Genomic DNA, 21,592 nt, shown 5'->3' on the forward strand with positions numbered 1-21,592 from the left:
CCGCCTTGCAGCTGCACGCACCAGGGCCCGCTCGGCCCTGCTGAATCGGCACCCGGCGCGAAGACCGGCCTGACCCATCGGACAGGCCCTAGGCGCTCGGCTGGCGCGTCGCGTTCCTGCTGATGACCGTGCTCACCGTCGTACTGCTCGCCTGGATCACCGTGTCGGTCCCCGACCATCCCGGGCAGCGGCGCGAGGGCCGCACCCCGGTCCTCTCGACCCTGCGCATCCCCGGCGTGACACCGGTCCTGACCGTCACGCTGGTCTTCGTCCTGGCCCACACCATCCTCTACACGTACATCGCCACGTTCCTCGACCACCTCGGCATGGGCGGCTCCACCGACGTCGTCCTGCTCGTCTTCGGCGCCGCGTCCCTGCTGAGCATCTGGATTGTGGGCGCCCACATCCACCGCAGGCTCCGTACGCTCACCATCGCGAGCGCCCTGCTGGTCGCCGTGGCCGCCGCGCTCCTCGCGGTGCTCGCCGACAGCCCCGCGCTCGTCTATGTGGCCGTGACGCTGTGGGGGCTCGGCTGGGGCGGCGCCCCCACGCTGCTGCAGACCGCCGTCGGCGACGCGGGCGGTGAGTCGGCGGACGCCGCGCAGGCCATGCTCGTCACCCTCTGGAACGCGGCCATGGCGGGCGGCGGAGTCGTCGGCGGCATCCTCCTCGGGCAGCTCGGCTCGGAGTCCTTCCCCTGGAGCGTCCTCGCCCTGCTCGTACCGGTGCTCGTCGTGGTGGTCGCCGCCCGCAGGCACGGGTTCCCCGCCCGGCGCCGGGGCGCGGGCCCCGACGCCGCCCGGGCGCCCGAACTCACCGTGGAGAAAAGGGAGTTCACATCTGCTTCGCCCCGGCCTTGATGGCCTCCCGGATCCGTGTGTACGTGCCGCACCGGCAGATGTTGCGGATCTCGTCCAGGTCGCCGTCGCTGATCTCACGACCGGCGTCGGCGGCCTGCCGCACCTTGGCGACCGCGGCCATGATCTGCCCCGGCTGGCAGTACCCGCACTGCGACACGTCGAGCTCCAGCCAGGCCTCCTGCATGGGGTGCAGTTCCTTGCCGACCGTGCCGGGCAGGCCCTCGATGGTGGTGATCTCGTCGTCGGAGCCGATCTTCGACACCGGCACCGAACAGGGGTTGAACGCCTTGCCGTTGATGTGAGACGTACAGGACTGGCAGACACCGAGACCGCAGCCGTACTTGGGTCCCGTGACGCCCAGCAGGTCGCGAAGGACCCACAGGAGGCGTACGTCGTCCTCGGCCTCGACGGTGATCTGCTCGCCGTTGAGCTTGAAGGTGTGGCTTGGCACGAAAGGCTCCTCAGTAGGCGCGGTCGAGACCGTCGGTGGGGGACTGCGGCGTCGACGGCTCGAGCGGCAGCGGTTCGAAGCTGAGCGTGCCGTGGTTGATCGGGAAGCTGGTCGGCAGTGTCCCGGTGGCGCGGGCGTAGGCGCAGGCGATCGCGGCGAACGCGGGCGCGACCCCCAACTCGCCCGCCCCGGAGGGCTTGTCGCCGGTGCTCGGCATCACGACGACCCGCAGATCGAGCGGGGTGTTCCACTGCCGGGTGTAGAAGTAGTTGTCCCAGCTGCCCTCCAGCGGGATGCCGTCCTTGATGTGCAGGCTGGAGGTGAGCGCCATGGCGAGGGCATCGTTCATGCCGCCCATCATCTGGGCCTCCAGGCCACGGGGGTTGATGGCGAAGCCCGCGTCCACGACCATCAGGGCCTTGCTGACGCGCGGTCCGGTGACTCCGTCCCTGACCTTCCGGTTCACCGTCTCGGGCCGGCAGTCGATCTCGACGAGCGCGGCGACCGCTCCCCGGTACTCGGAGTGCAGCGCGATGCCCTGCGCGACCCCGGCGGGAAGGGACTTGCCCCATCTGCCCACCTCAACTGCCTTGTCCAGTACGGCCCGCAGCCGTTTGTCCTTGAGGAACTCGCGGCGGAACTCCACCGGATCCTTGCCGAGCTTCGCCGCAAGCAGGTCGACGACGAGCTCCCGCGCACACGCCACGTTCGGCGAGTAGATGTTGCGCATGCTGCCCGTGTTGAACTTCAGCGGCACCTCGTTGAGGAGCTGCGTGGTCACCCCGAAGTTGTACGGCGTGGACTGGGTCAGCTGGAAGATGGTCTCGGCGAACGTCAGATTGCCCGCCACCGGCAGCTTCGCCGCCGTCGACGTGATCATCTCGCCCAGGCCGTGGCCGAAGTCGGTCTGTGAACTGGTGTGCCGCTGCTCGTAGCTGAGGACATTGCCGAGCGCGTACGTCGCGCGGACCCGCGAGACACACATCGGATGGGTGCGCCCCTGCCGGAAGTTGTCCGTACGGGACCACGACAGCTTGACCGGCTTGCCCATCTTCTGCGAGATCTCGGCGGCTTCGGCGGCCACATCGTGGAAGAGATGCCGCCCGAACGAGCCGCCGCCCTCGATCACATGCACGGTGACCGCCTTCTGGGGCAGCCCGAGCCGCGTGGCGATCTCCCGCTGGGCGACGATCGGCACCTTGAGGCTCGACCAGATCTCGGCACGGTCGGCGCGCACGTCCGCGATCGCGTTGTCGGGCTCAAGAGGGCTGTTGCTGGCGAACGCGAAGGTGAACTCGGCGTCGACCTTCTTGGTGAGCAGCGGCGGCACGACCATCGGCAGCGCCGCCTTCTTGAGCTTGGCGAGGACGGTGCCGTCCGACTCCCCGTCGACGGTGCCACGCCCCCAGGTCACCTTCAGCGCCCGCAGCGCGTCGATGCACTGGCCGAACGTCTCGCCGCGCACCGCCACACCGTGCTCGACGGTCACGACATCGGTGATGCCCGGCATGCCCCGCACCGCGTCGGCGTTCTCCACGGACACGACCGTGCCGTTGATCGTCGGCGGCCTGCGCACCATCGTCGGCTTGGCGTCCGGGATCTGCATGTCCATCCCGAACGTCTTGCGCCCGGTCACGGCGGCCAGCGCGTCGACCCGGTTCTGCGGGGTGCCGAGGACGGTGAACTCCGAGGGTTCCTTCAGCCTGGCCGATGCCTGGACGACGTGGGTGCTTGCCGCCGCCTTCGCGAGCGATCCGTACGTGGCGCTCTTCTCGGAGCCGTACGCGATGACGCCGTCCTTGGTGGTGAGTTCGGACGCGTCGACTCCCCACTGCTCGGCGGCCGTCGCGACGAGCCGCTGCCGGGCCACGGCCGCCGCGACGCGCACCGGGCGGTACATGCTGCGCATCGAGTTCGACCCGCCGGTCAGCTGGTTCATCAGGAGTTCCGGGCGGGCGTCGGCCATCGTCACCTTGACCTTGCCGATGGGCAGGTCCATCTCCTCGGCGATCATCATCGCGACCGCCGTGGTCATGCCCTGGCCCACCTCGGCCCGTGGCACCGCGAAGGACGCCGTGCCGTCGGCGTGCACCTGGACGGCGATCAGGCCCGCGGTGGGAGCCGCCGCCAGGTTCTGCAGATCGCCGAGGTCGAGGAGGTTCTCGGGCTGCGGCGGCGACGGCACCACGGCATCGGCGCTCTCGCCGGCCGAGTCCACGCCCAGGCGCACGCCGACGGCCAGCGTCGGCGCCGCGAGCAGATACGCGAGCACCCTGCGGCGGCCGGGCCCGTCGGACCCGTCGGGCCCATCCGGTTCAGCCTCCACATCCGGTGCCGAACGGCGCTGTGCTGCCATGGGTGCTCCTCCCCGGAACGTGAACGATCAGCCGGGGGAGCCTATGGCGCGGCGGCAGGGACCGCAGCGAGGGGGCGAAAAATCCACACAGCCACCACAGGAATTGACCGGAAGTCAGCTCAGGGGAAAGTGGTTACGCCGCCCGTCGTGACCGGAGGGGCGAGGAGCCCGGTCAGGAGCGCGTCCGTCGCGGGCCCGAAAAGGCGCTCCCCCTCGGACACCGACTCCAGGCCGATGACGAGCGCGATGCACATGTCGGCGGCCTCGGCGGGGTCCACCGTCACGGGGGTCCCCGCCTCGCTGAACAGGCCGATGAGCAGGCGGCGCAGCGAGCCGGTGAAGTCGTGACAGATGTCGCCGAACAAACGGGCCTTGTGGTCGAGGAGTTCGGCGGAGTGCGGCGAGTCCCCGGCCAGGCGGAGGACCAGGTCGAGCTTGGCCGCGAGGACGCCCCGGATGCGTTCGGCGTGCGGGGCGTCCGTGTCGGCGGCCGCCCGCCCGGCCCGCTCCAGCGCCTGGGTGTGCAGGCGCCGGGCGAGCTTGCGGAAGGCGTCGTCCTTGTTGCGTACGTACTGGTAGACCGCTGACCGGGACACGCCCATGGTGCCGGCGATGTCGTCCATCGTGGTGCGCCGTACGCCGTACCTGGTGAGGCAGTCGTAGGCGGCGTCGAGGACCTCGTCGAGCCGGTCGGTGCCCATAGGGGTCAGGCCAGCTTCTTCAGGAGTTCGGTGGCCGCCGGGGCGGCGGACGCCGGGTTCTGGCCGGTGACCAGGTTGCGGTCGACGACGACCTTCGGGGCCCACGGCTCGCCCTCCTGGAAGTTGACGCCCGCCACGACCAGGCGGTCCTGGAGCAGCCACTTGGCCTTGTCGGCGAACCCGGACTGGGTCTCCTCGACGTTGGTGAAGCCGGTCAGCTCGTAGCCCGCGAAGGCGTTGGAGCCGTCGGCCTTGGTCGCGGCGAGCAGGGCGGCCGGTGCGTGGCAGACCACGCCGAGCGGCTTGCCCGACTCCAGGGCGAGAGTGAGGAGCCTGCCCGAGTCCGCGTTGACGGCAAGGTCCTCCATGGGGCCGTGGCCGCCGGGGTAGAAGACCGCGGCGTAGTCGGCCAGGTCGACCTCTTCGAGCTTGACGGGGTGGTTCAGCTCGTCGATCGAGTCGAGGGTGGCGGCGACCTTGTCGGCGCCTTCCTGGCCGCCGTTGAACTCGGGCGCCAGGCTCGCCCGGTCCACGGGCGGGACGACACCGCCCGGCGTCGCGACGACGATCTCGTGGCCCGCGGCCTTGAAGGCCTCGTAGGGGGCGACGGCCTCCTCGGCCCAGAAGCCGGTCGGGTGCTGGGTGCCGTCGGCCAGGGTCCAGTGGTGGGCGCCGGTCATGACGAACAGGATCTTGGACATGTGTCTCTCCGAGGCTTCCGATGGCTGGAGTCCCTGACGTTCCGTGCTCAGAACGTCAGTGCGTTGATGTCCTCGAAGGTAGGTCCGTCTCCCCAAGGAAATCCAATAGGCTGAGCCATATGGAAGATAAGGATTCCAATGGGTTGCCGGGGACGGCGCAGGCGGCAACAGCGGGTGCTCCGCTGGACCTGAACCTTCTGCGCACCTTCCTCGCCGTGTACCGCTCGGGGTCCCTCACCGCCGCCGCGCGCCTGCTCGGCCTCTCGCAGCCCACCGTCACCACCCAGATCCGCACCCTGGAGCGGCAGGTCGGCCGGGAGCTGTTCGAGCGGCTGCCGCGTGGCGTCGCACCCGCGCCGTTCGCGGACGCGCTCGCCTCCCGCATCGTCGATCCCCTCGACGCCCTGGCGGCGGTCACCGGTCACGGCGGCCCCCTCGACGGCGCCCCGGCCGAGCCCGTCCATCTGGCGGGCCCGGCCGAGATGCTCTGCCACAGCGCGCTGCCCGCCCTCGCGCCGCTCGTCGAGAAGGGCGTCCGGCTGCGGATCGCCACCGGCCTGACCGATCCGCTCCTGGACGAACTGCGCGCCGGACGCCACGACCTGGTGATCGCCACGGCCAGGCCCCGCGGGCGTTCCCTGACCGCAGTGCCGCTGGCCGACGAGGAGTTCGTCCTGGTCGCCGCCCAGTCGTGGGCCGAGCGGATCGGCGGCCCCGACCGGATCGCCGCCGAAGGACCGGCCGTGCTGCACGACGTCCCGCTCGTCACCTACGCCGAGGATCTGCCGATCGCCCGCCGCTACTGGCGCCACGTCTTCGGCAAGCGCCTGACCCGCGAAGCCTCCGTCACCGTGCCCGATCTGCGCGGAGTGCTCTCCGCCGTGATCGCGGGCGCGGGCTTCTCCGTGCTGCCCCGCTATCTGTGCCGCGACGCGCTGGCCGCGGGCAGCCTCGTCCTGTTGAACGATCCGCAGGACGCCCCGATCAACACCGGCTACCTGGTCCAGCGCCCCGGCTCCGCGGACAACCCGCACGTCGCGCTGGTCCGCGATCAGCTGATCAAGGCCGCCCGCGCCTGGTAGCCGCGGGCCCGGCTCACCCGGCGGCCGCCTCCTCGGTGATCCGCTCCCACTGGGCGCCCATGGCGGCGGCAAGCGCCTGCGCGGCCGACAGCGGACGCACCATCACCGTGAGCTCGTCGATCAGGCCGTCCTCGTCGAGGTGGAGGAAGTCGCAGCCGCTGATCTCGCGGTCGCCGACGCGGGCGGCGAAGACGAGCGCGAAGTCACGGCCACCGGCGTCATTGATCTCGCGTACGTAGCGGAAGTCCTCGAAGACGCGCGTGACGCCGCGCAGGATCGCCGCCGTGGTCGCCTTGCCGGGGTACGGGCGGAACACGACCGGGCTGGTGAAGACCACGTCATCGGCCAGGAGCGCCTCGATGGCCGTGTGGTCGCCCGCCTCGACGGCCTTGCGGAATGCCTGCATGCCACACCTCATAGTCAATTTGTTGAGTAGGTGCGTGGGAGGCTAATCGCATCGGTGTACGGTGTCCAGATGGGAACTTCTGGTCGGCCACTCCCCAGCGGCTCTACCGCGAGCTGGAGCGTCACGCTGATGCGCGGTCGCGCCTTCGAGGAGGAGAACCTGCGCTGCTGCGAGCGGGTCCTGGAGATCCTGGCCCGCCGCGAGGCGTCGCCCTACCCGGCGGCGTACACGTCCTCGACGTAACGCCCCGCCCCGATCAGCCCGTCGAGCCACTGCTCGGAGTCCTCGGCCGTGGCCCCCGGGGTGCGGTCCCGGTGGAGAGTGCGGAAGGCGTCGCGTACGCCGGGTGCCATCCGGGAGCCGTCGCCGCAGACGTAGATGCGGGCACCGGCGGTCAGCAGCCCCCACACCTCGTCGCCCTCGGCGGCGATGCGGTGCTGGACGAAGGTGCCCCCGCCGACGGTCGAGCCGGGGGCCTCGCTGAACGCGGGCCGCAGTGAGACCGCCCCCGCGGCCTCGGCGGCGCGCAGCTCGTCGGCGTGCAGGAAGTCGGCGTCCGGATGGTCGCAGCCGAAGTAGCAGAGTGCGGGCGGGAGTTGGGAGCCTCCGGCCACCAGCGCGGCACGGTCCGCGACCGTACCCCGGAAGGGCGCAAGACCGGTTCCGGCAGCGACCATGATGACCGGTGCTGTGTCCGTGTGATCGATGCGGAAGGCCTCGCGGCACGGCTGGACGCGGGCGAGGACCGTGTCGCCCGGCAGCAGGCCGACCAGATGGCCGGAGCCCGTCCCCCGGTAGAGGCGGCCGCTCCCGGAGCGGGCGGGCGCCTGCAGCAGGGACACCATCAGGTCCACCTGGCCGGGCCGGACGGCGGGCGACGAGGACACCGAATAGTGGCGCGGACGCAGCGGCGTGAGCACCTCCAGAAGCGTCGGCCAGTCCAGGGCGCCGCGCAGCGCCGGGTGCGCCTCGACCACTTCGAGCAGCGTGCGCCCGTCGGCGGCCCGCGCCTCGGCGTCGTCGGCCAGGGCGGCGAGGGCCGCACGCTCCGGCGGGCAGGGGTTGGCCGCGGCGAGCACGGCCAGCTGCCCGGCGGTCGGGCGCTCCTGCAACTCGACATGCCGGGAAAGGAGTTGGCGGACCGTCAGCGGGCGATCCACGGCGAGACCGTCACGGCGCGGGCGGCCCGCGCGGATGTCGAGGACGGCGTCCAGGTCCACGCCGAGCGCGCCGGCGGCCCGTTCGACGGACGCCGGGTCCTGGACGGGCAGCACCGTGAGATGGTCGCCGGTCCGGTAGGTCACGCCCTCGGGCAGCGCGAGCCGCACGAACCGCTTGACACGGGGGTGGCCGGGCGCGGTGAGGTCGTACGCCTCCGTCACGGTCATCGGGACGAGCCTGTGGCGCGCGGCCAGGGCGTCCAGCGGACCGCCGGTCAGCTCACGGACCTCGTACGCGTCCGACGGCTGAGCCTCTTCCACCGCGTCGGGGTCGCCGTAGTGTTCGAGCAGCGCGGTGCGCAGCCGGGCCGTGAAGTCCCGTACCGCGCCGCCGAGATCGCCCGACGCGTCGGCCGCCGTACGGTCGAGGAGCCGGGTGCCGCCAAGGTCCGCGAGCCGTTCGTCGAAGCGGGTCGGTACGTGCTGATAGGTGGCGGCCCAGTTCCGGTCGCCCACGCCGAGCACCGCGTATGTGACGTTCTCGGCGGTGGCCGCGGGTGCGCCGTCCAGCCAGGAGGCGAAGGCCGCAGCGTCGTCGGTGGGGCGGCCGTTGTAGGAGGCGGCGGTGATGACGACCGGGCGGTCGACGGGCAGCGCCCCGGCGTACGCGTCGAGCGGCGCCACCTCCGTCTCGCAGCCCACCGAGGCCGCCTCGTCGGCGAGTTGGGCCGCGAAGTCCCGGCAGGTGCCGTAGTTGCTGCCGTGCAGGAAGAGCGCGCGGGTTCCGGCGCGGACCCGTGCGGGCAGGGCGACCGCATCGGTCTCGACGGCAGCCGCGGGGCGGGCGCCCGTGCCCGGCAGCTCGCCGTGCACACGGTCGGCCGCGGTGCGGGGCGTGAGGGTGAGCGTGAAGCCCTCGGGCTTGAGGGTGAGCGTCTCCTTGACGGTGAGCCGGTAGTCGGCGTGGTCGTGAAGGCGGTAGCGGTGGACCAGCATGGCGAGGAGCATCGTCGCCTCGTGCAGCGCGAACTGCCGCCCGATACAGGCCCGTTCACCGGTGCCGAACGGCAGATACGCGTGCGGGGAGCGGGCCGCCTCCGCCTCCGGGGTGAAGCGCGAGGGGTCGAACAGCTCCGGGTTGTCGCCCCACACCGGGTGCCGGTGCAGCATCGGCGTCAGGACCGTGACGCCCTGCCCGGCACGCAGCGGGATGCGGCCGCCGAGCAGCGTGTCCTCGCGGGCGTGGCGGCCGAACGCGGCGGCCGTCGGCCACAGCCGCAGCGCTTCGTTGAGCACCTGGCGGGTGTAGGTGAGCCGTCCGACCTCGTCGAACGTCGGCTCGGGGTCGGAGGTGTCGCCCCAGAGCGCGTCGACCTCGCGGCGCACGAGCCGCAGCACGGCCGGGTGCTTGGCCAGGTAGTACAGGGCGAACGACATCGCGCCCGACGTCGTCTCGTGCCCCGCGATCAGGAACGTGATCACCTGGTTGCGGATGTTGGCGGTGCTCAGCTTCCCGCCGTCGCCCGGATGCCGCGCGGTGAGCATCAGGCCGAGCAGATCCTCGGCGGACTCCGCCGTGCCGGGAGCGTCGGCGCGCGCGGAGACGACCTCGTCGACCACCTGCGCCAGATAGCCGGCGTCGGCCCGGAACGCCGCGTCGGCCGCCGAGTGGTCGCTGCCCGGCGTACGGCTCAGACGCGTCATGCTCCACTCCAGGCAGCGGACCATGGCGTCGACGAACGGATGCGGCTCGGCCCGCTCGAAGGACCCGAAGTCATAGCCGAACCCGGCGAGGCCGATGGTGTCGAGCGTCATCCGGGTCATGTCGCCGGGCACGTCGACAGGACGCCCGTCGCGCGCGCCGCGGTCCCACGACTCGATGAGCCGGTGGGCGACGCGCAGCATGACCGGGTGGTAGGTCCGCATCGAGCCCAGCGCGAACGCGGGCATCAGGATGTCGTGTGCACGGGCCCAGTCGGGCTCGTCGTTGTACGCGGTGAACAGGCCGTCCGCGGTGAACTCGCGCACGTTCTCCAGGGCGGGCCCGACATGCTTGGCGAACCGCTGCTCGTCGGCGAGTTCGGTGACGAGGTCGAGATCGCTGACGAACAGGGCTTCCCTGCCGTGCAGCCGCCGCAGCAGCACCGGACCGTGCCGCCGGGTCAGCTCCATGGCCTGCTGCAGCGGGGCGTGCCCAGGACCGGTCGCGGAGATGTCGATCAGCGGAACGCCGTCGGCGTCATCGCTCGTGTGTCCGGGTGCGGACAGGTCCGGGAGTGCTGCGGTGGGGGCGGGTGTGGGGGGCATGGCGCGACAACTGCCTTTCGCCGTACGGAAGTCACTGCTCCCCAGCTTGATCGTTCTTACCCCCGGGTCAGTACCGTGCCACTACATGATTGTGTAGTGCCGTGGGCCGCCACGCACTTGACGGCTTCCGCCCCGATCGGCCTCGCCCGGATCGACATCCACGGAAGGAGCCGCACATGGACACGGAGCCGTCCGTGGACTCCGTGCTGTGGCGCAACCGCGCCATGACCCTCTTCGACCGCATCCCGACGCCGGTCGCGGTGTGCGCCGCCGACGGGGCGATCATCCTGGCCAACCCGGCGATGGCGACGGAGTGGGGTGCGACGCCCGGCGCCCTGCGCGACCGCAACGTACTGGAACTGTTCCGCCCCGAGGAGAAGACACAGGTCGTCCGGATCGTCGAGGCGGTGCGCCTGGGCCGCCGCTCCCGCTACCCCGTGGCGGTGCGCTGGGAGGCCGCCGACGGGGTGCGCCGCCACGGCGAGCTGACGGCGGAGCCGGTGAGCGACACCGCGGACGAGGTCCCCGGGCTGCTTGTCCTGCTCCGCGTTCTGGGCGAGGACACCGCCCCCGCCGCGCCGGAGGCGACGGCCACCCCGTCCGAGGCCCGCATCCTGGCCCTGCTCGCCACGGGCGCCACCACGGCAAGAGCGGCCCGCGAAACGGGCCTCACCAGGGACGGCGTCACCTACCACCTGCGCCGCCTGACCGAGCGCTGGGGCGCGTCGAACCGGACGGAGCTCGTCGCGCGGGCGTACGCGCTGGGGGTGCTCGTTCCGGGGAAATGGCCGCCGACGGTGGCATGAGCGGCGACCGGGGGTCAACCGATCGGTTGACCCGGCCGTCGACCGTCGGGGGCGGTGAAGGAGGCCCCTGGGCCGACCGGACCGGCCCGGATCCGGACCCAGGATGGATGTCAGAGCGGGAACGCAGAGCTTCCCGAGCTTCCCCGGCCCATCCGGCCGGTCCCGCGGTCCATCCGGCCGGTCCCCCGGTCCATCCGGCCAGTCCATTCGAAGGAGCCCACCATGAAGAAGATGTCGCTGCGTACCCGCGTCCTCACCGGCACCGTTGCCGCCGCCGCCCTCTCCGCCGGTACGTTCGGGGCCGTCTCCGCCAACGCCGCCACGCCGGCCGCCCCCGCCGCGGCCAAGGCCGACGCCGCCGAGAAGAACGTCACGCAGACCTCCCACCTGACGATCGACGCCGCCACCGAGGCCGCGCAGGCCACCCTCGACGCCGCTGAGAAGGAGAACCAGCGCGTCTCCGTCGCAGTCGTCGACCGCAACGGCAACACCATCCTGACGCTGCGCGGCGACGGCGCGGGCCCGCAGTCCTACGAGGCGGCCGAGAAGAAGGCGTTCACCGCCGTCTCCTGGAACGCCCCGACCTCCGAGCTGGCCAAGCGCCTCGACAAGGCCCCCACGCTGAAGGACATCCCCGGCACCCTCTTCCTCGCGGGCGGCGCCCCCGTCGCCGCCAAGGGCGCCCCGATCGCGGGCATCGGTGTCGCGGGCGCGCCCTCCGGCAACCTGGACGAGAAGTTCGCCCAGGCCGGCATCGCCGCCCTCGCCAAGTAGCAGCGGGGCATGCGTCGATACGTCACTGGAGGACCGAGATGCACGACCACAACCGCCGGCTCCTGGAGGCCGCCCGCCGGGGTGACGCCGCCGAGGTGCGCGCCGCCCTGGACGCGGGGGCGTCGGTGGAGGCCCGCGACGAGGAGCTGCGCTCCCCGCTGCTGCTCGCCTCGTTGGGCAGCCATGTGGAGGCCGCCCGCGTGCTGGTCGACGCCGGGGCGGACCCCAACGCGCAGGACCGCCGCAGCGACAGCGCGTGGCTGGTCACCGGGGTCACCGGCAGCGTCGCGATGATGCGCGTGCTGCTGCCCGCGGGGCCTGACCTGACCTTGCGCAACCGGTTCGGCGGCGTCTCGGTGATCCCGGCGAGCGAACGCGGCCACGTCGCCTACGTACGCGCGGTGCTGCGCGAGACGGACATCGACGTGAACCACGTCAACGACCTCGGCTGGACGGCCCTCCTGGAGGCCGTGATCCTCGGCGACGGGGACCTGCCGCACCAGGAGATCGTGGAACTGCTCATCACGGCGGGCGCCCGCCCCGACCTCGCCGACGCGGACGGCGTCACACCGCTGCGACATGCCGAGCGGCGCGGCTTCGACACCATCGCGGCGCTCCTGAGGGCCGTTTCGTGAGGGCGGGCCTGCTCGGCGCGGTGGCCGTGGCCCTCCTGGTCACCGGCTGGCGGATTTCGACAGCGACACCGTCACGTTCGTCGACCCCGAACGCGGGCCCATCGACTCCGTGAAAGTGGGCGCCGCGCCGTACGGCCTGGTCGTCGGCGACGACGGCAGGGCATGGGTCGCGACCGCCGAGGGCGTGGCTGGGTACGGCCGCTGGGGATCGCGGTGCTCTGACGTCCGCTCCGCCGCGTGGCGGAGGCGCCACCGCGGCGACGGTACCCAGGCGTGATGCCCGCACGCTCGCAGGAGAGCACCGTGAGACCGGCCGACGGCGGTCGTCGGCCGGTGAGGCTCGCGAGAACAGGAGTGGGAATGACACGTGTGGTGACGCCGGCGGTGGCTCGGACGGTCGTGGCCCTGGGCAGTGCGGCTGCCGTGCCCTACATCGCCCTGAAGACGTTCTGGGCGATGGGCGGCAGAGCGGGGCTCGCCGACGGGTTCGACCTGGCCGACGAGTTCGCGAAGAACGGTGCCTCCGACGAGGTGGTGTGGCTGGAGCGGCACGGCATCGACTTCACGGCCGTGCTGGCGCTGATGGGCGTGGTGCTGGCCTTCGCCCTCGTCCGGCCATGGGGACGCAGGTTCCCCCGGTGGCTGCTGCTCACCCCGGCCCTGGCGGGCACGCTGCTCGTCCCCTACGGCCTGCTGACCGCCGTGCTCGCCCTCACTCGGAGCGGCAGTCACACCGAGTCCTCGATGACGGAGTGGGTGGTGCCCGCCGGGGCGTGTGCCTTCCTGGGCATCGGAACAGCTCTGGGCGTCGGAGCCTGGTCCCGCCTGCGCCACGGCGACCGTGTGGTCCGTTGGCCCGCTCGCGGTACGGCATCAGGAGAGTGAGGTGTGCCAATGGCCCAGCCGAATCGGTGTCGGTTGAGCCAGGGTGCGGGTGGATGGTGTGATGTGTCTGTCGATGGCGCTGCGGAACTCCGCGGCGCCTTTTTCATGCGGGCATGTCGGGCAGGACGTCGAAGGGGCGGGAAGCTGTGCTGAAGAGGGTGTTCGTGGCGCCGGATCCGGGGCGGGCGCGGTTGCGCTTCGCGTCTCGGGCCGTCCTCGGGATCAGCCTTGCCGTGGTCCTCTGCGGTGTGGCCGGACACTCCCTCGTCGCGGCGATCACGGGTGGCCTCGCCGCGCTGCTCGCCCTCTTCACGGTGACCGACGCGACCGTGCGCGGCCAGGCGGTCACCACCGCCCTGCTGCCCGCCGTCGGGCTTCCAGTCCTTGCCGTCGCGGCGCTGCTGCACGACTACCCCGTGGCACGGGACGCCGCCTTCCTCGCGGTCATGGGCGCCGGGGTGTACGCGCGGCGGTGGGGGCCGCGCGGGCACTCGCTCGGGGTGTTCGCGTTCATGATGTTCTTCGCCACGCAGTTCCTGCACACGCGGCCGGGGCAGCTGCCCGAGCTGTTCGCCGCCGTCCTGCTGTCGCTGTGCGCCTCCTCGGCCGTGCGGTTCGGGGTGTGGTGCTACGAGCGGCGGATGCCGCCCGCGGCCGTGCCGGCCCCGCCCGGCGGCAAGGGCCTCGCGCGTACGACGACCCGGCAGGCCGTCCAGGCGACGCTCGGCGGGGCCTTCGCGCTCGGGCTCGGACAGGTGCTCTCCGACCAGCGCTGGTACTGGGCGGTGGGCGCCACCTGGTGGGTCTTCGTGAACACCGCGTCGAGCGGCGAGACGCTGGTGCGGAGCTTCCGGCGGGTCCTCGGCACCGTCATCGGCATCGGGGTCGGCTTCGTCCTCGCGGTGCCGCTGCACGGCGCTCCCGTGCCCTCGGCGGTCATCGTCGCCGTCAGCGTCTTCGGGATCTTCTACACCGCCGCCGTGTCGTACACGTGGATGATGCTCGCCGTCACCGTGATGGCCGGAGTGCTGTACGGCCTGCTCGGGGTCCTGAACCCGGGGCTGCTCGCCCTGCGCGTCGCCGAGACCGGCGTCGGGGCGCTCGGCGCCGTCATCGCCGTGCTCCTCGTCCTGCCCGTCACCACGCACGCCACCACCAACGCCTGGATCCAGCGCGCCCTGCGCTGTGTGCACGCCTGCACCGCCGAGGCCGCCGCCCGGCTCGCCGGATCCGAGTCGGCGGACCCCGCCCCGCGCGTCGCCGAGCTGGAGCAGCTTCTGGGCAAGGTGCGGTTCTCGCTCGCCCCGCTTGTGCATCCGCTCAGCCCGCTGCGGGCTCGCAAGGAGCGCGCCCGGCAGGTGCTCGCGCTGCTCGACGACTGTGCCCGCGAGGTGCGCGGCCTCGCCTCGATCGCCGCGGACCCCGAGGCCTCGCACGACGACCGCCTCGCCGCGGCCTGCTGGCGCGTGGAGGCGGCGGTGGAGGCGCTGACCGCGCCGGAGCGGATGCTGGGCGGCCACGCTGCCCACCCGGTCGCCGTGCCGCAGGGCGCCGCCGCCGAGCCGGTGCTCGCCCATCTCCATGGCCTGGAGAAGGCTCTTTCCGAGCTGTCGGGGCCGCTGCACAGCTCGACGCGTACGCCGCTGATCGGAGCGTGAGCGCTCCGCTGGTTGGGCGGTGACGGAGCTGGGGGCTCTTTCCGTGGCTCGCGGCGTCCGCGGGGGAAGGGGGCCTTCCGTGGCTTGGCGTCCGCAGGTTGTTTGTGGCTGGTCGCGCCCACGCGGCGGAGCCGCAGATGTCACAGCCCCGCGCCCCTGCGGGCGCGATTCTGCGGGCCGTCTGTGGCTGGTCGCGCTCACGCGGCGGAGCCGCAGATGTCACAGCCCCGCGCCCCTTCGGGGCGCTCATTCGGTCACGACGTGGACACATTGCCCCCATCTGAGGCATGTTCACCGGGCACATACAGGGTGGATCAGGCGGTCCGAGGGGTAACTCCGCGGCTAACAGACGCGCGGGCCGTGCGGGAGCGGTCCGTGCCCCGGAGCCGCCTGGGGGTACACCATGCGGAATTTCCTGCGCAGGGCCGTACACGGAACGCCCGCCGACCTCGGCCACCCGCACCAGCGCGCCGCCGACGCGCAGTGCCCGGACGGCGCGGCGGGCCACGAGGACGGAGCCCCGGGAGCCCCGCCTGCGCCCGACATCCTGCCGGAACCCGCCCTCCGCCGGGCCGCCGCCGAGTTCGTCCGGCTGCACCACGGCGAGGCCGGTCTCGGCGACCCCGCACCGCGCGTCGCCCAGGTGTTCGCCGAGATCGCGGAGGGCGGCACCTACCGCCACACCCCGGAGGAGCTCGCCTTCGGCGCCCGGCTCGCCTGGCGCAACGCCGCCCGGTGCATCGGGCGCCTCTACTGGCATTCCCTGCGCGTCATCGACCACAGGGAACTGACCGGCGCCGATGACGTCGCCGCCGCGTCGGCGGAGCATCTGCGGGAGGCCGTGCGCGACAGGGGGCGGATCAGGCCCGTCATCACCGTCTTCGCGCCCGACGCCCCGGGACGTCCGGGGCCGCGCATCTGGAACGAGCAGCTCATCCGGTACGCCGGGTACGAACGCCCCGGCGGCGGCGTCACCGGCGACCCGCGCAACGTCGGCATCACCGCGCTCGCACGCCACCTCGGCTGGCCCGGTGGCCCAGGCAGCCCCTTCGACGTACTGCCCCTGGTGATCCAGGGAACCGACGACAAGCCGCGCTGGTTCAGGCTGCCGCCCGACGCGGTGCTCGAAGTACCGATCGAGCACCCCGAACACCCCGCCTTGGCGGGCCTTGAGCTGCGCTGGCACGCCGTTCCCGCGATGGCCTGCATGTGCCTGGAGATCGGCGGCGTCTGCTACCCGGCCGCGCCCTTCAACGGCTGGTACATGGGCACCGAGATCGGCGCCCGCAACCTCGCCGACAGCGACCGCTACGACCTGCTGCCGCGCGTCGCCGAACTCCTTGGCCTCGACACCGGCAGCGACCGCTCGCTCTGGAAGGACCGCGCCCTCGTCGAGCTCAACCGCGCCGTGCTGCACTCGTTCGACCGGGCGGGCGTCACCATGACCGACCACCACACCGAGTCCCGCCGCTTCCTGACCCACCTGGGCCGCGAGGAGAGCAAGGGCAGGACCGTGGGCGCCGACTGGTCCTGGATCGTGCCGCCGCTGTCCGGAAGCGCGACGCCCGTCTTCCACCGCACGTACGACACGGTGGAGCGGCATCCCGCCTATGTCCACCACCCGGAGGCACTCGCCCGGACGCGCGGCGAATCAGGCGACGCGTTGGTCTAGACCGACTGCTAGCGTCGGCCGCAGCAGCGCCGCCACGTGGCCGCGGCGCTCTCCGGTCGAGAGGGGAACGCAGTGGTGGGCAGGCACGGAGACAGGCAACGGGCGTACATCGGGTCCTTCACCGCGGCGGGCGGGTCCGGCATCCTCACGACCGCCGTCGACGCGGAAAGCGGCGCGCTGACCGTCCTCAGCGCCACGGACGCCCTCCCCGATCCCTCCTACCTCGCGCTCTCGCCCGCCGGCGACACCCTGTACGCCGTCAGCGAGACCTCCGACGGCGCCGTCGCCGCCTTCCGCGTCGACGGCGACAAGCCCGAGCGGACCGGACCCCAGGTCCTCGTCGAAGCCGCGGCGCCCACCCATCTCGCCCTGTTCGAGGACCATGTCCTCACCGCGAACTACGGCTCCGGCAGCGTCACCGTCGTGCCCGTGCACCCGGACGGAACGCTCGCCCCCGCCCCCTCCGACGTCTTCCGGCACACCGGCTCCGGGCCCCACCCGCAGCGCCAGCAGGGCCCGCACGCCCACGAGGTGCTGCCCGATCCGAGCGGCCGATGGGTGGTGAGCGTGGACCTCGGCACCGACTCCGTACGCGTCTGCGCGCTCACCGATCAGGGCGGCCTCACCCTCCACCGCGAGGTCGCGCTGCGGCCCGGCTCGGGCCCGCGCCATGTCGCCTTCCACCCGCGCGGCGAGCGTGCGTACGTCCTGAACGAACTCGCGCCCACCGTCACCATCTGCGCCTGGGACGCCGCCGACGGCGCGCTCAAGCCGCTCGGCGAGGCGGCCGTGCTGCCAGGACCCGCGGACGGCGACGGCGAGGCGCACCCCTCCGAGGTCGTCGTCGCGCCCGACGGCCGGTTCCTGTGGACCGCGACCCGCGGCCAGGACGTCATCTCGGTGCTCGCGCTCGACGCGGCGGGCGATCGGCCGCGGCTGACGGCCACCGTGCCGTGCGGCGGCCACTGGCCGCGTGACCTGGCCATCGATCCGTCGGGGAGGTTTCTGTACGTGGCCAACGAGCGGTCGGGCGACGTGACCTGGTTCGCGATCGACCCGGAGACGGGCATCCCGCGGCGCGCGGGTGCCATCGAGGCTCCTGCCGCCTCCTGCGTGATCTTCGGCTGAGGCTGAAACCTTTGGTCCTCGCGGTACGCCGATGGGCCCGCCCCCTGTCCCGGGGGCGGGCCCATCGGCGTAACGGCATCAGACCCGTATGCGCGGCGCGGTCAGTGGACCGGCGCGCCCGACGGCTGCTGCGGGGCGATGCCCAGCGCCGTCGCGTACTTGGAGAGCGCCAGCTTGCCGATCGCCGGGTAGGCGCCGAGCGACTCGGCGACGGAGCAGCCCGCCTCCTTGGCGGCGTCATCGAGCAGGCTCACGTCGATCTCCGGGCCGATCAGGTACGGGGCGAGCGCCAGCTGGGTGGAGCCGGAGCCGCGCAGCTGCTCGGCGGTCGCCGCGATGGCGCCCTCCTGGTCGAGCGCGGCGGCCATCACCGGCACCGCGAGGCGCGCCGCGAGCAGCATGCCGGTGATCCCGGCGGCCTGCACGGCCTCCTCGCCGCCGACCGTGGCGAGGACGATGCCGTCCGCCGCGGTCGCCACCGTGAAGAGACGGGCGCGGTCGGCGCGGGCCAGACCGGCCTCCGAGAGGCGCACGTGCAGCGCCTCGGCGAGCAGCGGGTGCGGGCCGAGCACATCGGTCAGCTCGGCGGGCGCGCGGCTGTCCATCACGGCCTGCCGCACGCGCCGCATCAGCGCGTTGTCGGGGCCCGCCAGGAGCGGCACCACGACGGCGACGGGGCCGTCGGGCTCGGCGACGTCCGCCCCAGCGGCGCGCGCCTGCTCAAAGCGGGCGGTGCGCTCGGTGGAGGCGTGCGCGAGCACGGACTGCAGCGAGGGGAACTCCGGGAACGAGGTGGTCGTCGCGTCCTCGGTGCCGTCGAGGTATCCGATGCGGGCGTCGAGGCCGGGCAGCTCGGAGCGGGCGATGCTCACGACCTCCTCGGCGAGGCTGCGCGTGGCGGTGCTGGGTACGCCCGGTACGGCGAGGACGAGCGCGGGCGCGTTCTCGGGAGCCGCCACGGGCTCCGGGCGGCGGTGCCGACCGGGCTGGCGGGGTCGCGGCATTCGTACGGGCAGGCCTGATGCGGGCCCGGTGGGGGAGCTCATGGCCCCGCATGCTACTGGTCTTGGGGGCTTCGCTGTTCGGGGAGGGTACAGGTGGGCGGTATACGTCCGCTTTTGTCCGATGAGTTACGCGGAGGTCAACTGTTGCCTTCTGTGCGCACGGTGAGCATGTCTGTGTGAACGGTGAGCATGCGCGCGTCGAGCGGCAGCCGGAGCCGGTCCGCGGCGATGTCGGCGGCGATGCGCACCGCCCCGTCCAGCGGGTCACCGGCGGCCGCGACCTGGCGTGCCGAGGGCAGCTGCTCCGCCAGTTCGGCGCGCAGAGGCGCAAGGAGCGGCTCGCCGATCTTGAACAGGCCGCCGGTCAGGGCGACTTCGGGCAGGTCGCCGGTAGCGGGCGGCGGGCAGGCGGCCGCCGCCGTCTCGGCGATGTGCGCGGCCGCGGTGCGCAGGATGCCCGCCGCCACGGGATCGTCCGGCGCGCAGTGCGCCACCTCGGGCGCGAAGGAGGCGAGCACGGCGGGCCGGTCCGTGCGGGGGTAGAGCTGTCCCGGCAGCCCGGACAGCCGGCCGAACAATTCCTCGGCGCGGGCCCGCAGCGCGGCCGACCCACCGCGCCGCCCGTCGAACGCCCGCATCGCCGCGTCGAGCCCCGCGCGGCCGATCCACGCGCCGCCACCGCAGTCCCCGAGCAGATGGCCCCAGCCGTCGGCCCGCCGCCAGGACGCCAGGTCCGTGCCGATCGCGATCATGCCGGTGCCCGCCGCGACGACCGCGCCGGGACGGTCGCCGAGCGCTCCGGCGTACGCGGTGACGGCGTCCGCGGCGAGCGCGAGGCGGCGTACGCCCAGGGACTGGCGCAGGGCGGACGGCAGTTCGGCGCGGAGTTCCTCACCGAGGGACGCCATGCCGGCGGCGCCGATGGCCACGGCCGTGATCCGCCCGCTGCCCGCCTGCCGCAGCAACTCCTCTGCCATGGGCAGCAGTTGCTCCATGAAGTGCCCTGCGTCGATGCCGCGTGAGCCGGTGCGCACGGGCTCCTTCGAACTCAGCGGCTCCGGGCGGCGTGATGCCGCGGGCCCGCCGAGGGCGACCCGCATCCCCGAGCCGCCCGAGTCCACCCCGATGACGCACGGGGCGTCTGTCACGGCAGCCGCCAGTCCACCGGCTGTGCGCCCTGCTGGACCAGCAGGTCGTTGGCCCTGCTGAAGGGGCGCGAGCCGAAGAAACCGCGGTCCGCCGACATGGGCGACGGGTGCGCGGACTCCACCGAGGGCAGCGGGCCGAGCAGCGGCCGCAGATTGCGGGCGTCACGCCCCCACAGGATGGAGACGAGGGGCCGCCCGCGCGCGGCGAGCGCCTTGATGGCCTGCTCGGTGACCTCCTCCCAGCCCTTGCCCCGGTGCGCCGCCGGGCGCCCGGGGGCCGTGGTGAGCGCCTTGTTGAGCAGCAGGACGCCCTGCTGTGTCCACGGCGTGAGGTCGCCGTTCGACGGCGGTGGGAGCCCCAGGTCGCTGCCCATCTCGCGGTAGATGTTGATGAGGCTGCCGGGCAGCGGACGCACCTCGGGCGCGACCGAGAACGACAACCCCACCGCGTGCCCCGGTGTGGGGTAGGGGTCCTGGCCGACGATCAACACCCGCACCTCGTCGAAGGGCTGTTGGAACGCGCGGAGCACGTTCGGCCCGGACGGGAGGTAGGTGCGTCCCGCGGCGATCTCCGCGCGCAGGAAGCCGCCCATCTCGGCGATCTTTCCGGCGACGGGTTCGAGGGCCTTCGCCCAGCCCGCCTCGACGATTTCATGCAAGGGTCGTGGTGCCACGGCGTCACCCTACTGCCGTAACGGGGGCGTCGATCAACCGATGGCCGCCGCCCTGACGCACAGTACGTCGGGCAGGTGGGACGCCAGCTCCTGCCAGCTGTCGCCGTCGTCCGCCGAGGCGTACACCTCGCCGTTGCGATTGCCGAAGTAGATGCCCGCCGGGTCCTGGCCGTCGCTCCACATCGCGTCCCGCAGCACCGTGCCGTAATGGTCGCCCGAAGGGAGGCCCGCGCTGAGCGGCTCCCAGCTCTTGCCCGCGTCGCCCGTGCGGTAGACCCGGCATCGGCGGTCGGCGGGGACGCGGTCGATGTCCGCGTTGATCGGGAAGACATACGCCGTGTCCGCCCGGTGCGGGTGCGCGACGACGGCGAAGCCGAAGTCGGAGGGGAGGCCCTCGCCGATGTCCGACCAGTGCGCGCCCGTGTCGTCGCTGCGGAACACGCCCCAGTGGTTCTGCAGATACAGGCGGTCCGGGTCGGCGGCGTCCCTGGCGACCTTGTGCACGCACTGGCCGAACTCCGGGTTCGGGTCCGGCAGGAAGACCGCGGAGACACCGCTGTTCGACGGGGCCCAGCTCCTGCCGCCGTCCAGCGTGCGGAACACTCCGGCGGTGGAGACGGCGACGGTCACCGCGTCCGGGTCGCGGGGGTCGGTCAGGACCGTGTGCAGGCCTTCTCCGCCGCCGCCCGGCACCCACTCGCCGCGGGTGGGGTGCTCCCAGAGGGGGCGCACGAGCTCGAAGGTTTCGCCCCTGTCCTGCGACTTGTACAGCGCCGCCGGTTCCGTGCCCGCGTACACGACGTCCGGTTCGGCGGTCGCGGGGTGCAGTTGCCAGACGCGCTCCAGGGAGGCGTCGGTGTCCTTGGGGAACTTGACGGCCGCCTTGGCCGGCTCCGTCCAGGTCCTGCCGAGGTCGTCGGAGTGGAAGACCGAGGGGCCGAAGTGGGAGCTGTCGCCGCCCACCAGGATCCGGGGGGTGTCGCCGCGGGTGTCGATGGCCACCGAGTAGATGGCCTGGGCGTTGAAGTACGGCCTTTCGTCGAACCGCCAGGTGTCGGTGCCGCTCCGTTTGCGGCCGATGAAGAGACCTTTTCGGGTGCCTACGGTCAGGATGAGATCGGCCATGGTGGCCACCTCCGACGTCGTTGTCTCAGGTATCAGCCAGTCTGCACCTCGGCACTGAC

19 protein-coding genes and 1 pseudogene are annotated in these 21,592 nt (G+C 72.7%); 10 read left to right on the top strand and 10 right to left on the bottom strand.

Going from position 1 to position 21,592, the window contains the following annotated elements:
- Positions 1–95: 95 nt before the first annotated feature.
- A pseudogene (locus AB0O76_RS04995) lies at positions 96–860 on the top strand (MFS transporter); the annotation flags it as partial.
- On the opposite strand, the gene AB0O76_RS05000 reads toward AB0O76_RS04995, so the two are convergent.
- The 4 genes from AB0O76_RS05000 to AB0O76_RS05015 form a co-directional block, all read right to left on the bottom strand.
- Entirely contained in the window at positions 835–1,311 is a 477-nt protein-coding gene (locus AB0O76_RS05000) for a (2Fe-2S)-binding protein (RefSeq protein ID WP_365485581.1), read from the bottom strand. The pseudogene AB0O76_RS04995 and the gene AB0O76_RS05000 overlap by 26 nt on opposite strands.
- A 10-nt stretch (positions 1,312–1,321) precedes the next feature.
- On the bottom strand, positions 1,322–3,667 hold the full coding sequence (locus AB0O76_RS05005) for a molybdopterin cofactor-binding domain-containing protein (protein WP_365485583.1): 2,346 nt from the start codon (positions 3,665–3,667) through the stop codon (positions 1,322–1,324).
- 119 nt (positions 3,668–3,786) lie between these two features.
- Positions 3,787–4,368, bottom strand: a complete 582-nt coding sequence (locus AB0O76_RS05010; RefSeq protein WP_365485585.1) for a TetR/AcrR family transcriptional regulator — start codon at positions 4,366–4,368, stop codon at positions 3,787–3,789.
- A gap of 5 nt (positions 4,369–4,373) precedes the next feature.
- On the bottom strand, positions 4,374–5,069 hold the full coding sequence (locus AB0O76_RS05015) for a type 1 glutamine amidotransferase domain-containing protein (RefSeq protein WP_365485587.1): 696 nt from the start codon (positions 5,067–5,069) through the stop codon (positions 4,374–4,376).
- Positions 5,070–5,188: 119 nt separating this feature from the next.
- Between AB0O76_RS05015 and AB0O76_RS05020 the strand changes: the two genes are divergently transcribed.
- Positions 5,189–6,151 (top strand): LysR family transcriptional regulator, encoded by a 963-nt coding sequence (locus AB0O76_RS05020; protein ID WP_365485589.1) that lies wholly within the window; start codon positions 5,189–5,191, stop codon positions 6,149–6,151.
- Positions 6,152–6,164: 13 nt separating this feature from the next.
- Here AB0O76_RS05020 and AB0O76_RS05025 read toward each other — a convergent pair whose 3' ends face one another.
- On the bottom strand, positions 6,165–6,557 hold the full coding sequence (locus tag AB0O76_RS05025; protein ID WP_365485591.1) for a nuclear transport factor 2 family protein: 393 nt from the start codon (positions 6,555–6,557) through the stop codon (positions 6,165–6,167).
- Positions 6,558–6,626: 69 nt separating this feature from the next.
- Between AB0O76_RS05025 and AB0O76_RS05030 the strand changes: the two genes are divergently transcribed.
- Positions 6,627–6,800 (top strand): hypothetical protein, encoded by a 174-nt coding sequence (locus AB0O76_RS05030; protein WP_365485593.1) that lies wholly within the window; start codon positions 6,627–6,629, stop codon positions 6,798–6,800.
- On the opposite strand, the gene AB0O76_RS05035 is transcribed toward AB0O76_RS05030, so the two are convergent.
- Positions 6,770–10,024 (bottom strand): cytochrome P450, encoded by a 3,255-nt coding sequence (locus tag AB0O76_RS05035; protein ID WP_365485595.1) that lies wholly within the window; start codon positions 10,022–10,024, stop codon positions 6,770–6,772. The two genes, AB0O76_RS05030 and AB0O76_RS05035, sit on opposite strands and share 31 nt — an antisense overlap.
- Positions 10,025–10,200: 176 nt before the next feature.
- Between AB0O76_RS05035 and AB0O76_RS05040 the strand changes: the two genes are divergently transcribed.
- The 7 genes from AB0O76_RS05040 (at position 10,201) to AB0O76_RS05070 (ending at position 17,582) form a co-directional block, all read left to right on the top strand.
- Positions 10,201–10,830 (top strand): PAS domain-containing protein, encoded by a 630-nt coding sequence (locus AB0O76_RS05040; protein WP_365485597.1) that lies wholly within the window; start codon positions 10,201–10,203, stop codon positions 10,828–10,830.
- Between the two features lie 222 nt (positions 10,831–11,052).
- On the top strand, positions 11,053–11,604 hold the full coding sequence (locus AB0O76_RS05045; RefSeq protein WP_365485599.1) for a heme-binding protein: 552 nt from the start codon (positions 11,053–11,055) through the stop codon (positions 11,602–11,604).
- Between the two features lie 38 nt (positions 11,605–11,642).
- Entirely contained in the window at positions 11,643–12,239 is a 597-nt protein-coding gene (locus AB0O76_RS05050; protein WP_365485601.1) for an ankyrin repeat domain-containing protein, read from the top strand.
- A gap of 360 nt (positions 12,240–12,599) precedes the next feature.
- Positions 12,600–13,124 (top strand): hypothetical protein, encoded by a 525-nt coding sequence (locus AB0O76_RS05055; RefSeq protein WP_365485603.1) that lies wholly within the window; start codon positions 12,600–12,602, stop codon positions 13,122–13,124.
- A 146-nt stretch (positions 13,125–13,270) separates the two neighbouring features.
- Positions 13,271–14,782: an FUSC family protein gene (locus AB0O76_RS05060; RefSeq protein ID WP_365486323.1), complete on the top strand. Its 1,512-nt coding sequence runs from the start codon at positions 13,271–13,273 to the stop codon at positions 14,780–14,782.
- 403 nt (positions 14,783–15,185) lie between these two features.
- A complete protein-coding gene (locus tag AB0O76_RS05065) occupies positions 15,186–16,454 on the top strand; it encodes a nitric oxide synthase oxygenase (RefSeq protein WP_365485605.1) in 1,269 nt (422 codons plus the stop codon).
- A gap of 75 nt (positions 16,455–16,529) precedes the next feature.
- Positions 16,530–17,582, top strand: coding sequence for a lactonase family protein (locus AB0O76_RS05070; RefSeq protein ID WP_365485607.1), 1,053 nt, complete (start codon positions 16,530–16,532; stop codon positions 17,580–17,582).
- A 101-nt stretch (positions 17,583–17,683) separates the two neighbouring features.
- Here AB0O76_RS05070 and AB0O76_RS05075 read toward each other — a convergent pair whose 3' ends face one another.
- The 4 genes from AB0O76_RS05075 to AB0O76_RS05090 form a co-directional block, all read right to left on the bottom strand.
- Entirely contained in the window at positions 17,684–18,628 is a 945-nt protein-coding gene (locus tag AB0O76_RS05075) for a hypothetical protein (RefSeq protein ID WP_365485609.1), read from the bottom strand.
- A gap of 95 nt (positions 18,629–18,723) precedes the next feature.
- On the bottom strand, positions 18,724–19,734 hold the full coding sequence (locus tag AB0O76_RS05080) for a BadF/BadG/BcrA/BcrD ATPase family protein (protein ID WP_365485611.1): 1,011 nt from the start codon (positions 19,732–19,734) through the stop codon (positions 18,724–18,726).
- Positions 19,731–20,408 (bottom strand): uracil-DNA glycosylase, encoded by a 678-nt coding sequence (locus AB0O76_RS05085; RefSeq protein ID WP_365485613.1) that lies wholly within the window; start codon positions 20,406–20,408, stop codon positions 19,731–19,733. Before AB0O76_RS05085 ends, AB0O76_RS05080 begins: the two co-directional genes overlap by 4 nt.
- A 33-nt stretch (positions 20,409–20,441) precedes the next feature.
- A complete protein-coding gene (locus AB0O76_RS05090) occupies positions 20,442–21,533 on the bottom strand; it encodes an exo-alpha-sialidase (RefSeq protein ID WP_365485615.1) in 1,092 nt (363 codons plus the stop codon).
- Between the last annotated feature and the right edge of the window lie 59 nt (positions 21,534–21,592).

Origin of the sequence: Streptomyces sp. NPDC086554 (genome assembly GCF_040686095.1) — a bacterium.
Taxonomy (GTDB): domain Bacteria; phylum Actinomycetota; class Actinomycetes; order Streptomycetales; family Streptomycetaceae; genus Streptomyces.

Excerpts from the sequence above, each read along its gene's own strand:
- AB0O76_RS05005 (WP_365485583.1), bottom strand. The coding sequence starts at position 3,667 with ATGGCAGCACAGCGCCGTTCGGCACCGGATGTGGAGGCTGAACCGGAT.
- AB0O76_RS05010 (WP_365485585.1), bottom strand. The coding sequence starts at position 4,368 with ATGGGCACCGACCGGCTCGACGAGGTCCTCGACGCCGCCTACGACTGC.
- AB0O76_RS05015 (WP_365485587.1), bottom strand. The coding sequence starts at position 5,069 with ATGTCCAAGATCCTGTTCGTCATGACCGGCGCCCACCACTGGACCCTG.
- AB0O76_RS05020 (WP_365485589.1), top strand. The coding sequence starts at position 5,189 with ATGGAAGATAAGGATTCCAATGGGTTGCCGGGGACGGCGCAGGCGGCA.
- AB0O76_RS05025 (WP_365485591.1), bottom strand. The coding sequence starts at position 6,557 with ATGCAGGCATTCCGCAAGGCCGTCGAGGCGGGCGACCACACGGCCATC.
- AB0O76_RS05030 (WP_365485593.1), top strand. The coding sequence starts at position 6,627 with ATGGGAACTTCTGGTCGGCCACTCCCCAGCGGCTCTACCGCGAGCTGG.
- AB0O76_RS05035 (WP_365485595.1), bottom strand. The coding sequence starts at position 10,024 with ATGCCCCCCACACCCGCCCCCACCGCAGCACTCCCGGACCTGTCCGCA.
- AB0O76_RS05040 (WP_365485597.1), top strand. The coding sequence starts at position 10,201 with ATGGACACGGAGCCGTCCGTGGACTCCGTGCTGTGGCGCAACCGCGCC.
- AB0O76_RS05045 (WP_365485599.1), top strand. The coding sequence starts at position 11,053 with ATGAAGAAGATGTCGCTGCGTACCCGCGTCCTCACCGGCACCGTTGCC.
- AB0O76_RS05050 (WP_365485601.1), top strand. The coding sequence starts at position 11,643 with ATGCACGACCACAACCGCCGGCTCCTGGAGGCCGCCCGCCGGGGTGAC.
- AB0O76_RS05055 (WP_365485603.1), top strand. The coding sequence starts at position 12,600 with ATGACACGTGTGGTGACGCCGGCGGTGGCTCGGACGGTCGTGGCCCTG.
- AB0O76_RS05065 (WP_365485605.1), top strand. The coding sequence starts at position 15,186 with ATGCGGAATTTCCTGCGCAGGGCCGTACACGGAACGCCCGCCGACCTC.
- AB0O76_RS05075 (WP_365485609.1), bottom strand. The coding sequence starts at position 18,628 with ATGAGCTCCCCCACCGGGCCCGCATCAGGCCTGCCCGTACGAATGCCG.
- AB0O76_RS05090 (WP_365485615.1), bottom strand. The coding sequence starts at position 21,533 with ATGGCCGATCTCATCCTGACCGTAGGCACCCGAAAAGGTCTCTTCATC.